The sequence below is a fragment of the Octadecabacter algicola genome (assembly GCF_021532625.1).
Taxonomy (GTDB): domain Bacteria; phylum Pseudomonadota; class Alphaproteobacteria; order Rhodobacterales; family Rhodobacteraceae; genus Octadecabacter; species Octadecabacter algicola.
This window is the reverse complement of record NZ_JAKGAR010000002.1, coordinates 77,361-90,023: the sequence shown is the minus strand read 5'-3', so window position 1 is coordinate 90,023 and position 12,663 is coordinate 77,361. Positions and strand designations below refer to the sequence as shown.

At 55.2% G+C, this 12,663-nt stretch carries 15 protein-coding genes; 5 read left to right on the top strand and 10 right to left on the bottom strand.

What is annotated here, in order from left to right:
- Positions 1–10 precede the first annotated feature (10 nt).
- A complete protein-coding gene (locus tag L0666_RS07220; protein ID WP_235259748.1) occupies positions 11–442 on the top strand; it encodes a hypothetical protein in 432 nt (143 codons plus the stop codon).
- Positions 443–513: 71 nt separating this feature from the next.
- Here the strand turns inward: L0666_RS07220 and rplT are convergent, their stop codons facing one another.
- The 4 genes from rplT to pyk all read right to left on the bottom strand — a co-directional run bounded on the left by rplT (position 514) and on the right by pyk (position 2,911).
- The gene (gene rplT / locus L0666_RS07215) at positions 514–873 is read right to left on the bottom strand and encodes a 50S ribosomal protein L20 (protein WP_216037791.1); all 360 of its coding nucleotides are present in this window, start codon (positions 871–873) and stop codon (positions 514–516) included.
- 12 nt (positions 874–885) lie between these two features.
- Complete coding sequence (gene rpmI / locus L0666_RS07210) at positions 886–1,086, bottom strand: 50S ribosomal protein L35 (RefSeq protein WP_049835590.1); 201 nt, start codon at positions 1,084–1,086, stop codon at positions 886–888.
- Between the two features lie 118 nt (positions 1,087–1,204).
- Positions 1,205–1,429 carry a hypothetical protein gene (locus L0666_RS07205; RefSeq protein ID WP_235259747.1) on the bottom strand — a complete coding sequence of 75 codons (225 nt, stop codon included), beginning with the start codon at positions 1,427–1,429 and terminating at the stop codon, positions 1,205–1,207.
- 30 nt (positions 1,430–1,459) lie between these two features.
- Positions 1,460–2,911 (bottom strand): pyruvate kinase, encoded by a 1,452-nt coding sequence (gene pyk, locus L0666_RS07200; RefSeq protein WP_235259746.1) that lies wholly within the window; start codon positions 2,909–2,911, stop codon positions 1,460–1,462.
- A gap of 115 nt (positions 2,912–3,026) precedes the next feature.
- Here pyk and L0666_RS07195 point away from each other — a divergent pair, with 115 nt between their 5' ends.
- Both L0666_RS07195 and L0666_RS07190 read left to right on the top strand, forming a co-directional pair.
- A complete protein-coding gene (locus tag L0666_RS07195; RefSeq protein ID WP_235259740.1) occupies positions 3,027–3,776 on the top strand; it encodes an N-formylglutamate amidohydrolase in 750 nt (249 codons plus the stop codon).
- Between the two features lies 1 nt (position 3,777).
- Positions 3,778–4,101 carry a DUF1244 domain-containing protein gene (locus L0666_RS07190; RefSeq protein WP_235259739.1) on the top strand — a complete coding sequence of 108 codons (324 nt, stop codon included), beginning with the start codon at positions 3,778–3,780 and terminating at the stop codon, positions 4,099–4,101.
- Between the two features lie 2 nt (positions 4,102–4,103).
- On the opposite strand, the gene L0666_RS07185 is transcribed toward L0666_RS07190, so the two are convergent.
- The 5 genes from L0666_RS07185 to dgcN all read right to left on the bottom strand — a co-directional run bounded on the left by L0666_RS07185 (position 4,104) and on the right by dgcN (position 9,807).
- Positions 4,104–4,736, bottom strand: coding sequence for an NADH-quinone oxidoreductase subunit E (locus L0666_RS07185; protein ID WP_235259737.1), 633 nt, complete (start codon positions 4,734–4,736; stop codon positions 4,104–4,106).
- A 25-nt stretch (positions 4,737–4,761) separates the two neighbouring features.
- Entirely contained in the window at positions 4,762–6,822 is a 2,061-nt protein-coding gene (locus L0666_RS07180) for an OmpA family protein (RefSeq protein WP_235259735.1), read from the bottom strand.
- Positions 6,823–6,978: 156 nt separating this feature from the next.
- Complete coding sequence (locus L0666_RS07175) at positions 6,979–7,839, bottom strand: D-amino-acid transaminase (protein WP_235259734.1); 861 nt, start codon at positions 7,837–7,839, stop codon at positions 6,979–6,981.
- Positions 7,840–7,843: 4 nt separating this feature from the next.
- Complete coding sequence (dgcA, locus tag L0666_RS07170; RefSeq protein ID WP_235259732.1) at positions 7,844–8,809, bottom strand: N-acetyl-D-Glu racemase DgcA; 966 nt, start codon at positions 8,807–8,809, stop codon at positions 7,844–7,846.
- Positions 8,806–9,807: an N-acetyltransferase DgcN gene (gene dgcN, locus L0666_RS07165; protein ID WP_235259729.1), complete on the bottom strand. Its 1,002-nt coding sequence runs from the start codon at positions 9,805–9,807 to the stop codon at positions 8,806–8,808. Before dgcN ends, dgcA begins: the two co-directional genes overlap by 4 nt.
- Before the next feature lie 239 nt (positions 9,808–10,046).
- Between dgcN and L0666_RS07160 the strand changes: the two genes are divergently transcribed.
- Both L0666_RS07160 and L0666_RS07155 read left to right on the top strand, forming a co-directional pair.
- Positions 10,047–11,003: an L-malyl-CoA/beta-methylmalyl-CoA lyase gene (locus tag L0666_RS07160; protein ID WP_235259728.1), complete on the top strand. Its 957-nt coding sequence runs from the start codon at positions 10,047–10,049 to the stop codon at positions 11,001–11,003.
- Positions 11,004–11,182: 179 nt separating this feature from the next.
- Positions 11,183–11,785, top strand: coding sequence for a hypothetical protein (locus L0666_RS07155; protein WP_235259726.1), 603 nt, complete (start codon positions 11,183–11,185; stop codon positions 11,783–11,785).
- On the opposite strand, the gene L0666_RS07150 is transcribed toward L0666_RS07155, so the two are convergent.
- A complete protein-coding gene (locus tag L0666_RS07150; protein WP_235259725.1) occupies positions 11,782–12,621 on the bottom strand; it encodes an AraC family transcriptional regulator in 840 nt (279 codons plus the stop codon). The genes L0666_RS07155 and L0666_RS07150 overlap by 4 nt on opposite strands.
- Positions 12,622–12,663: the final 42 nt, after the last annotated feature.

The following is a 12,663-nucleotide window of genomic DNA, read 5'->3' as shown; positions in this document are numbered from 1 at the left end:
CTAACCGCCGATGAAACAAATACTAATCATCCTTGCTGTGCTGATGGGATGCGGGCCAACGACCTCCCCACCGATGGTAGAACGGTCCGGACCCGACGGACGGATTTGCCGGGTGTTCAACGATACTGGTGGCAACTTGGCGCAGTACCAAAGGTTTCGCGCAGACCTTGCTCAGACTTGTGACGTTGTTGAACTGGGGGAGTGCAATTCCGCCTGCACCATGTTGATGACCCTCCCCAATGCTTGTCTATTGCCCAGCCGTCGGTTTGGATTTCATGCCAGCACGCTGAATGGCGCAGCTAATGAGGTTATGAGCGCCCATTACCGCGCAGGCATTTTGCAGCGTTTCAACGACGACTGGTCGCAGTCGGCCGACATTCAACGCGTGACCGCAGAGCAGGCCATTCAGCTTGATCCACAGCTCCGACTGTGTCCTGAATAGACGCCCAACCAAACAAACGAAAAAGGCCGCCCATCACTGGGCGGCCCTTTAAATTCAACAAACAGTTTGGCTTACGCCATTGCTGCTTTCGCTTTTTCAACGATCGCACCGAATGCATCAGGCTCGTTAACTGCCAGATCGGCGAGAACCTTACGGTCCACTTCGATACCAGCCAAGTTCAGGCCGTTGATGAAACGGGAATATGTCAATGTTTCGTCGATAGAACGTACCGCAGCGTTGATACGCTGGATCCACAAAGCGCGGAAGTTGCGCTTACGGTTGTGACGGTCGCGTGTTGCGTACTGGTTCGCCTTATCTACGGCCTGACGCGCAACTTTGAAGGTCGTGGAACGACGGCCATAATAGCCTTTCGCTTGATCCGTTACCTTCTTGTGACGACGATGAGTGACTGTACCACCTTTAACTCGCATATCTAAATCTCCTTATCGCGCGTATGGCATCATGCCCTTGATGATCTTCGCATCAGGGGCTGAAAGTGTTGTTGTGCCGCGTGCGTTACGCAGGAACTTGTTAGAGCGTTTAATCATGCCGTGCTGTTTACCAGCTTGGGCAGCTTTGACTTTGCCGGAGGCCGTCATTTTGAACCGCTTTTTGCAGCTCGACTTTGTCTTCATCTTAGGCATTTCCGTCTCCTCTTTGGGTCGGTTTTCACACAACTCGGCATGCCAAATCGGCCGGTCGCGCGGTAGGAAATGGGCGTTTAGCCCGCGTTCAGTAATATAGCAAGGGGATTCGCGACGTTTAGTTGAGGTACTTTCCAACAACGCTAACAAAAACATCCGGAATGTCGGCCAGTTCGTAGCCCCCTGGTCGATCGCGAATTGCTAATACGATCAAACCACCAGAAATCATGATCGCAATCGCTGCCGCACGAGGCACTCGTCCGTCAGCCATTGCCCCCATGATCGACGGAATCGAAAAACCGCCAATTACCAACCCGATTACCAACATCAGATCCGGATCCATACCACTACCCCAACTTTACGTTAAGGTAGTTTAGCCCGCATCGCCGCTATAAATCAATCTCTCGTCACAAGGAGCAACGCGAAGAATATTCGTGCTGCCAGGCGTGTTGAATGGAACACCCGCGGTTACCACAACCATATCCGGTTCGCTGGCGATGCCTGACGAAATAGCAGCACGAACGGCCTCGATCACGGCGGTCTTAAAGCGATCAACTTCGGTGACGACTTCAACACAGTTTGTGCCCCAGCTCAGAGCGAGGCGGCGCACCGTATGGATGTCGCTGCTCAATACGATGATAGGTACACGAGGACGTTCGCGTGCGGTTAGCAACGCAGTCGTGCCGGACTGTGAGTAACAGCAGATCGCTTTAATGTCCGCGGTCTCAGCAATTTCACGAGCTGCGGCCACGATACCGTCAGCAACCGTACGGCCAGACGTTTTGCGGCTGGCTTCGATAATGTCGGTATAAGTCGGGTCCGCCTCAACTTCGACGGCCACGTTGTTCATTGTGGTCACGGCTTCGATCGGGAAATCGCCAGCAGCGGATTCAGCAGACAACATAATCGCGTCAGTGCCTTCGTAGATCGCAGTCGCAACGTCTGAGACTTCAGCACGGGTCGGCATCGGTGATTCAATCATCGATTCAAGCATCTGCGTCGCGACGATCACCGGCTTAGCAGCCTCACGGCACTTGCGGATCAGGCGCTTCTGGATCGGCGGTACGTTTTGCACTGGCAGCTCAACACCAAGGTCTCCACGTGCAACCATGATGCCGTCAGAGACTTCCAGAATGCTATCAAACGCTTTGACCGCAGCAGGTTTTTCGATTTTGGACAACAGCGCCGCGCGGCCTTTAGCCAGCTTGCGGGCTTCTTCGACGTCTGCAGGGCGCTGAACGAACGACAGTGCCAACCAATCTACACCCAGCTCACATACGAATTCGAGGTCTTTGCGGTCTTTGTCGGACAAAGCAGCCAGTGGCAGAACCACATCAGGAACGTTTACGCCCTTACGGTTCGAGATTGTCCCGCCGACCAGAACCTCACAATCAGCAAAATCACGGCCGCAGTCTTTAACTTGCAGTTTGATCTTACCGTCATTCACTAGAAGGTGCGCACCGGGCTCAAGTGCGTCAAAAATTTCCTTATGAGGAAGTTGTACGCGATCTTTGGTGCCTTCTGCGTCGTCCAGATCAAGGCGGAAAGATGCACCCACTTCAAGCTCTTCACCGTCTTTGTTCGCAAACACACCAACGCGCAGCTTTGGCCCCTGAAGGTCAGCCAGGATGCAGATCGGGCTGTTTAGGTCTTTTTCCACCTGACGGATGATTGCATGGCGCACCTTAATCTCGGCGTGATCGCCGTGGCTCATGTTCAAACGGAACGTATCCGCGCCAGCTTCGTGCAGGGCACGGATCATTTCATAATCATCGGAGGCTGGGCCAAGTGTGGCTACAATCTTGACGTTGCGGTCGCGTTTCATGGTGGTATTCCTCGGGTTCGGCTTGGCTTCTCGTTCGCGGTTACCGCTAACAGTTATGCGGCCTTATAGCGCATCTACGTCAGGCTACAACTGCTCACACTTGGATAACACTAACATGACGTCTGAACCTTTTGACCCTTTTCATCTGCACGGCGCAGATCGAACGTCCCGCTGGCTGATAACGTGCGACCATGCATCCAACGTTGTGCCCCCCAGTGTTGGTAATGGATCGTTGGGTCTTCCGGATGCGGATATGCAACGCCACATCGCTTACGACGTAGGAGCCGCGGGTGTTACACGCGCGTTAGCGGACGCTTTAGATGCACCCGCAGTTCTGTCGAATTTTTCACGTATGGTCATTGATCCAAACCGTGGGTTGAATGACCCAACGCTGTTGATGAAACTCTACGACGGCACCGTTATCCCCACAAACCGAGATGCGGATATAGTAGAAAAAGCCCGTCGCGTTGATGCGTTCTACTCGCCCTATCACACGGCCTATGCGAAATTAGCGGCGAGGCAGGACGACACGATCATCATTGCAATTCACAGTTTCACACCAAAACTGAAGGGCAGAAGCCCGCGCCCATGGCACATTGGTATTCTGCATGAAGGCGATGATCGCTTGTCTGACCCATTGTTGGACATTCTCGGCGAACAAGGCGACTTATGCGTTGGCGACAACGAACCCTACGCGGGCCACCTTCCCGGGGATTCTGTAGATCGTCATGCCCTGCAAACAGGCCGCGCCAATGCGCTCATTGAAATTCGCAGTGACCTCATCGAAACTGAGGACCAACAAGTGGCTTGGGGCAAACGCCTTGCGCCGATTTTGATGCAATCCCTTGCCCGAATGGAGGCCTAACATGCCCAAGCCCGACGCCCAGACCCAGATTGAACTCGAAGCGGCTGCCTTTCGTCGCCTGCAAAAGCATTTGATGGAAGACCGCACCGACGTTCAGAACATCGACATGATGAACCTTGCAGGGTTCTGCCGAAACTGCCTGAGCCGATGGTACCAAGAGGCCGCCGCAGACCGTGGCATCGAGATAACCAAAGATGAAGGCCGCGAAGCGTTCTACGGTATGACGATGGACGAATGGAAAGCGAACTATCAGACCGACGCGACGCCCGACAAACAAGAAGAGTTCAAGGCGGCGTTTGAGGAGAACGTAACCAAAAAGGGGTAACGTTAGTCCGTTCGGCGGACAAACGCAGGGGGCTGGTTCGTCGCAAGGGCCTTAGCCTGCTCCACCCACCCGTCCCGTGTGACCCGCCCCTTGAACCCCTCAAGGTTGTCATCGACCCAAGCGACTTCATCTGCCGTCCAATTGGCGATTTGGTCGTAGTGCCAGAACCCTAATTGATTGCAGAGTGCTTCCATCTTTGCGCCGACTCCTTTGATCTTCTTCAGATCATCCGGAATCCCGTCGCGCGCCTCGCTTAGGGATGCCGGTTTTGATCCAGCAGTTTCATCCGGCTTCGCAGGCTCAGCAATGGGCGCAAACGCGCGTATAGGTGTCATTGCCTCTGGCGGCTTCGTGGGCAAGGGGATCGGCTCAGACGGAGGTGTTGCCACAGCAACCGGACGGGAATAGCCTCCGCCCTCCATGGCGGGAACGTCATCCGACTGTCCGCCAAGACTTTCGCGTTCCTTAGCCCTAAGGTGATCAACTTCGGCCCGTAGGCGGCGCACCTCATCGGCATCAGCGCCAGTGTCCGCACGACCACCCCATATCAGCCAGCCCCCGACCAGACCGATTACGATGGCAATCGCTAACAAAACCCAAATCTCTCCGAGTAGGAAACTCCAGTCTTTGAACATTTATCTCGTGTCCTTGCATCGGCGGTTAAGGGGTTTCTGAATCGACCCAAGTCAATGTAGTGCGGCGGTTGGCGGCTCGGCCTTCGGCGGTTTCATTCTCGGCAACAGGCTGGGACGGTCCAAAACCCGTCGCAAACATATCCGCAGCCGGAAGGCCCCGATCAATCAGTGCTGCGCGCACAGCTTCGGCGCGTTCGGCACTCAGCGCGATGTTGTCATCCTCGTTGCCCGACGCATCCGTATGCCCCCCGATGTCGAGCAACAGATCAGCATCAAAACAGTGAACGGCAAGCGCAGCCAAACCATTGAGCGCACGAATGGATGCCGCATCAAGTCGCGCAGAGCCAGATAAGAACGAAATTTTCGCACGGTTAAGCAAAGCATCAGATTGCGTATTACATCCATCAATGTCGGCAGTGAAATCAAGGTTCGGCAGCCAATACCCACGGCTAAAGATTTCATCCAAGCCAGTTGCAGCGTTCACGCGAGTCGTTCCCTCAACAGGCAAGTCTTCGAGAGGCGAGAGAGAGAATGCCACGTCAGGCGGAAGGTTTTCGGCCAGATCGCCCGCGACAAGATCAAAATCAACGCCGGGGGAAACGATAAGATCAAGGGCGGTCCCGCCCCCATCTCGCGCAAAAGTCAGCGCCTCCAATTCAGGTAAATACCCAGCAACCCCCGCCAAAGCATCAAGGCTGCTGCCTACTTCGGTATCGGCGAGCGCCGTTTCCGGCGATCCCGTCACCCCCGTCCCTAGGGCGTCTTGCAAGTCTTGCACCCCCATTCCATCAGGCAGACGTCCCTCGACACGCGCACCGTTTGCGGCATCATATGTCAGCGACCATGCGGCAGGCGAACCGTCATCCAGATAGGTAATATTGCGTTCAACCGCCACATCCCCCCCCACCACGGCCAGCACGTCATCCATGACGACATTGACCTGCGGTGTGGTCGCGACGCCCGACAATTCGATCGACATCTCTGACACAACAAGCTGTCCCGATTGAAGCACCCCCAAAGCTGCAACACCCGCATCTGCATTGGTCGTAAAGGTACCAGTCCCGTCTGCCAGAAAGCTAAACGCGGCATCACTGGTCACGGCAACACCAGTAGGCCCCCGAACAGTAAACCCTTCAGGAAACTTGCCCGACGCCGTAGCGCTTGATCCATCCCATTCCATGATCAACGTCAGCGCAACACCGTCATCCCAAAGCCCCAGATCCGCGGTGACGTCATAACCAGCTGGCAAGGTCGCAAGCAGGTCTTTCGCCTGTGTAACGCCATCAGGCGTGCCAGTTCCAACCAGCGAAACAGCTTGAGCTTCAATCACCAATTCCCCGTCGATCAGTTCAGACAACGCATCCATGCTGATACCTGTGGCATCAGGCCAGTCGGGTTGGGTGGATGGAATGACGGCTTCGATTAACGTAAATGGTTCAGCGATTTCAAAACGGTCGGTAATATCATTTTGCGACATTTGAGCCGGTAACTTACCGCCCCCCGACACAACACCGTCACGCAGGGACAGCATCAGGCGAATGGGCGTGCCGTCGTCTTCAACGTCAATATCAAGACTGGCTGTGTACCCGTTCGGCAAGGCGTCCAAATTCGAGCTCAAGCCTGCAACGACGTCAGGGGTCCGTGCTAAACCTGAAAGGCTGATGTCGCGGCCTTCCAAAGTCATCTCGCCAAACTTCAGCGCTTCAAGCGCGGAAATTCCCTGCACTGCAGCAACAACCCAATCTGCGTCAGGCGCACCTGCGGCAAGCGTAAGGTCCGCTGCAAGCGCTCCAAGCTGCGCACGATCCACCTCTGACGAAATAACGCCGCTTAGTTCCAAGGAACCTTCGCTATCTTTCACAGCCATCAAAGCAAACGGATCAACATACGGCAGCGTTTCAACACCCGTCATGTCGACATCGCGCACCCCATCGATCCCTTCAAAGGTCGCTTGTAGCACTGCCAATTCTGTCGGATCTGTCACGAGCCCTGTAACATGGACGTCCCTGCCCGACACATCTGCCGAAAGACCGTGAAGGGTACCTTCAGCTACAGCCTGCGCATCCGCTGCTATTGTTCGCTGCATACGCGGCGCCTGCTGGGTCGTCGCAACATAGCCTAGTCCCGCGGCGCCTGAGACTAAAACCAGAAACCCTAAAAATCTGCGCACATTGCCCTCCGGCATGGTTTGCCTTTTGCCACTATGGCGCCGCATAAGGGCGACTGGCAAGCAGGCCGACCCTTACTGAGCGGCTTTACGACTTTCATCGAGGTAAATTTCGCGCAGACGCGCCGCAATCGGTCCCGGAGTGCCCGTGCCAATCGCAGCACCGTCGATTTCAACCACTGGCATAACAAACGTGGACGCAGAGGTCACAAATGCCTCATCCGCGTCCTGTGCTTCGGCGATTGTGAATGTACGCTCTTCGACTTTCATCTGGGCTTCGCGGGCGAACCGCAACACAGCAGCACGGGTGATCCCGTGAAGGATGTCATTGCTTAGCTGACGGGTGATGATCGTGTCGCCTTTGACAATGTAGGCGTTGTTGGACGTACCTTCGGTCACGGCGCCGTCCTCAACCATCCAAGCGTCATCGCAACCTGCCGCCTTCGCGGCCATCTTGCCCATGGAGGGGTAAAGCAGTTGGGTCGTCTTGATGTCGCGACGGCCCCACCGCAAATCTTCGATTGAGATGATCTTAAAACCTTCTTTGGCTTTTGGGCTGTCCGCCAAACCTGGTTTGTTCTGGGTAAACAACACAAGTGTCGGCTTCACATCGTCAGACGGATACGCGAAATCGCGATCCCCCGCACTGCCGCGGCTGACTTGCAAATAGATCATGCCCTCGTCGATGTCATTCAAGCGCACGAGTTCACGGTGGATTTCCAACAGGTCGTCAAAGCCGTCTGGCTTTTGCATGTCGAGCTCATTCAACGACCGTTCCAGCCGTTTCGCGTGGCCTGCAAAATCAATCAACATGCCGCCCAGAACGGACGTCACTTCGTAAACGCCATCTGCCATCAAGAAAGACCGATCAAAGATCGAGATCTTTGCGTCTTCTTCGGGCAGGTATTCTCCGTTCAGGTATACAGTGCGGCTCATCTCGTTATCCCCATAGTGCGGCTTCGGGTGGGTGCACCCCAGCGTCATCAAAAATCAAAGGTTCGTTGCGGTCTTCGGCCAATAGAAGCGGCCCGTCAAGGTCAACAACGGCCGCGCCTTGCGCGACAATCGTCGCAGGCGCCATCGCAAGCGATGACCCCACCATACAACCGACCATCACATCATAGCCCTCAGCACGGGCCGCTTGGTTAAGGCGCAGGGCCTCGGTCAGGCCACCTGTCTTATCCAGCTTGATGTTTACCATGTCGTATTTGCCCTTGAGCGCGGCCAAGGTCGCGGTGTCATGACAGGACTCGTCCGCACAGACGGGCAAAGGACGCGCAATCTCACCCAACATATCATCTTGTCCTGCAGGCATTGGTTGTTCGACCATGCTCACCCCGAGGCGTAAAAGGTGTGGCGCGAGATCAGTGTAAACTTCAGCGCTCCAGCCCTCGTTGGCATCCACGATAATCTCGGCGTTCGGCGCACCTGCGCGAACGGCTTCTAATCGGGCCATGTCATCGGGCGTGCCGAGCTTGATCTTCAGGAGCGGACGATGTGCGTGCCTGGCCGCGGACGCACGCATATTTTCAGGCGTATCCAGCGATAAAGTGAACGCTGTGATACAGGGCTTCGGCGTTGGCACCCCGATGAGGTCCCAAACGCGTTTTCCCGCGGCTTTCGCCTCCAGATCCCAAAGGGCGCAATCAACCGCATTTCGCGCCGCCCCGGCCCCTAGAAGATCATACAACCCAGCGCGCGACACTTCGGACGGCAGGCCTTCGATTTCCTCGGTCACGGTGTCAAGTGTTTCGTCGTATCGGGCATAGGGCACACATTCACCCCAGCCGACATGGCCACCCTGTTCAACTTTAACGGTTAGAACCTTGGCCTCAGTGCGCGATCCCCGAGAGATCGTGAACACTTCAGCCAATCGAAAGACATCTTGGGTAACAGTCAGTTTCATAGTGCACAGAGTGCATCAACCAACCGCCCAGCGCCATGACGGAATGGGTCGACAGTTGGCAAACCCATACGCGCCTCAACGTCTGCGAGATACTTAGCGGCTTCTTCTTCGCTCAGATGCTGAGTGTTCACGGAAATGCCCACGATTTCGCAGTTCGGGTTGGCGACACGTGCGATCGGCAGGGCCGTATCGCGCAGGTCCTCAAGCGATGGCAGATCATATGTCGGCAAGCCGCGCATATGGGTGCGGGTCGGTTCGTGACACAAAACCAAAGCATCCGGTTGTCCGCCGTGGATCAGCGCCATTGTCACGCCAGAATAAGAAACGTGATACAAGCTGCCCTGCCCTTCAATGTGATCCCAGTGATCTTCGTCATTGTCCGGCGTCAGATACTCGACAGCACCCGCCATGAAATCTGCAACAACCGCATCCAACGGGACGCCGCCACCAGTTATCAGAATACCTGTCTGCCCTGTTGGGCGGAACGACGATTTCATATCGCGTTTGCGCATCTCTGCATCAATCGCAAGGCCCGTGTACATTTTGCCGACAGAGCAATCCGTTCCAATCGCAAGGCACCGTTTGCCACTGCGCTTGATGCCGTTTGCAATCGGATAAGCCACAGACGGAATCCGGACATCATGTAGGGTTTGTCCGGCCACATGCGCCGCAGCGACCAGATCGTTTTCATCCCGCAACAGATTGTGAAGACCAGAGGCCAAATCAAAACCCATGCCCAGTGCTTCGATCAACACGTCTTTCCATGCTTGAGAAATGATCCCACCACGGTTGGCCACACCAATCACAAGCGTCCGCGCGCCAGCATCCCATGCTTGCTGCAATGTCGTGTCTGCAAGCCCTACATCAGCGCCACACCCCGGCAGGCGAAGCTGGCCAACGGCATTTTCAGGGCGCCAATCTTTAATGCCCTGCGCGACTTTTGCCGCAAGTTGGTCCGGCGCATCGCCGAGGAAGAGAAGATAAGGTGTGGGAATCATAGCAGCCTCCATTGGGGTTTTGCACAATGTGGGCGACTAAGGGCGGGAAGGGCTGTCGGAATTCAGCGTAATTGCATTCGATATGGGAAAAGATTGCGCAAGTTTAAATTATTTCGGGAAAATTTTGCACTTCTTGAATTTCTGCAGTTGCTAATTCGCACTTGCAGCATGCTGCGCAATATTCTACCCCTACAGCAACACAAAACGAAACATCATTACTTTACCGCCAGAGGCCCGCCATGTCATTCCGTTTGCAACCCACCCCCGTCGCCCGCCCGAACCGCTGCCAACTGTTTGGACCAGGATCCAACGTTAAACTGCATGCCAAAATGGCGGCCTCTGCGGCTGACGTCATCAACCTCGACCTTGAAGATTCAGTCAGCCCGTCTGACAAAGATAGCGCCCGCGTCAATGTGATCGACGCGATCAATACACTCGACTGGGGCAACAAGACCTTGTCTGTGCGGATCAATGGGCTCGACACACCGTATTGGTATCGCGACGTTGTAGATGTTCTGGAACAAGCGGGCGACCGACTAGATCAGATCATGATCCCGAAAGTCGGGTGCGCGGGCGACATCTATGCCGTCGATGCGCTGGTAACCGCAATTGAGCGCGCAAAAGGCCGCACCAAGCCGATCAGCTTTGAAGTGATCATCGAATCCGCAGCGGGAATCGCCCACGTCGAAGAAATCGCAGCAGCGTCACCACGCTTGCAGGCGATGTCCTTGGGCGCCGCTGACTTTGCCGCGTCGATGGGGATGCAAACAACTGGCATCGGCGGCACGCAGGAAAACTACTACATGCTGCACGGCGAAAACCGTCATTACTCTGACCCATGGCACTGGGCACAGACAGCCATCGTCGCGGCCTGCCGCACCCATGGTGTTTTGCCTGTCGATGGTCCGTTCGGCGATTTCAGCGACGACGAAGGTTACCGCGCCCAAGCACGCCGCAGCGCAACACTGGGCATGGTCGGTAAATGGGCGATCCACCCAAAACAAATCGCGCTCGCCAACGAGGTATTCACCCCATCCGAAGACGCCGTTGCCGAAGCACGCGAAATTCTTGCTGCTATGGAAGAAGCAACAGCACGAGGCGAAGGCGCGACTGTTTACAAAGGTCGCCTTGTCGATATCGCCAGCATCAAACAGGCGGAAGTTATTGTAAAACAATCAGAAATGATAGCAGGATAGGCCATTCAGCCCGACGCGATAACCTTTGCAAGATTTTTGCATGACCCAATAGTATGGGTCCGGTATGGTCCTGATATGGTTCTGGTATGGGTCCGCAGCCATATGGCTTTGGTTAACCCTTTCGATTTGCGATGATTTACCTGAGTCAGACCGAACCGCAGCAACACCAAAGGCCAACGATGACAAGACCCCTTACGCTTGTTCACACGGCTCAGGTGCATGTCACGCGGTTTGATGCGTTGCGTGATAGGATTGCACCTGACGTAACCCTGACACACATCGTGCGCGAAGACCTTTTGGACCGCGCGCGCGCTAAGGGGGTGACCGAGGCCATCAAAGCAGACCTTGTTGCCGAACTGGGCGATGGACCGACCATTTGCACCTGCACGACCCTTGGCCCCGCCGCCGAAACCGCAGGCGCGATCCGTATTGATCGCCCGATGATGGATAAAGCCGCGACGCTCGGCGGGCGAGTTTTGCTCGCTGTTGTGTTACAAAGCACGGTGGCAGCCTGCCAAGACGCCCTCAATGAAAGCATTCAGGCCGCTGAAACGGACACGAAAATCGACACATTGCTTATGCCAGACGCGTGGCCGCTGTTTGAAAGTGGTGACATGGATGGTTTTGCGCAGTTCATTGCAGACCGCGTAAATGCCCATGTGTTAGACCACACCGCTGTTGTTCTCGCGCAAGTGTCTATGACAGACGCTGCGGGGCGAATTGATCACCCCACAGTTCTTACAGCGCCGGAACTAGCACTGCGATTTGCCTTAGGGATTTAATCAGCAAGCGGCATGAAGATTTCCGTCAGCAGATCATCCGGCGCGGTCGTTGTCGGATCATTTAGGTAAACCTCAAATGATGGTGAATCGCGCAGCCTTGCCTGACTCTCCGTAAGCCAGTCGCCGAATAAGTAGTCATATGCCTGACCCAACCCAGCATAGGGTCCCTTAAAGGTCAGAACAGCATAATCGCCCCCAGCAAGATCAACCGCTTCAAGTCCTTCAGGAACCTCACCACCGGCCCAAATTACGCCGGCATGACTGCGCAAATTTTCTGGGGCGACTTCATTGGGATCATCATAATAGACCCCCGCCATTCCACGCGTGTTTGGCCAGTGGCCACCTGTCGTCATAATCGTCGCCACCTTTTGATAAGCAACACTGCCTTCGGAATACGGGCCACGGTGGCTGAGCGCGGCGAGCGTCATTGGATCAATTGTGCGATTTGAAACATCAAACATTAGGGTTTCTCCGTTGGGATTGGTTTTCATGGGTGCAGTCACCCCACGTTTGCGAAACGCAGCGGGGGTGACGTCGTAGACCTCTTTGAACGCCCGCACAAAACTCCGCTCATTGGGATAGCCGACTTGTTTGGCGATCCCCGATACCGGCTGCGACGAGCGCACCAAAAGCATCGTTGCCTTGTGCATTCTCACTGATCTAATCATTGCTGCGGGCGATACGCCCATGATTGCAGTAAAGACCCGATGCCAATGAAAACGGGACAACGCCGCAACATCGGCAAGCTGATCCAATGATAGATCTTCGCTCGCATGGGCATGGATATATTCAACAACACGAAGGATGCGATCTGTATGAGGGTGCGTCTTGGTCATGCTCAATCCCTAACAATAACCCGATGCACAAATCTTGCTGAG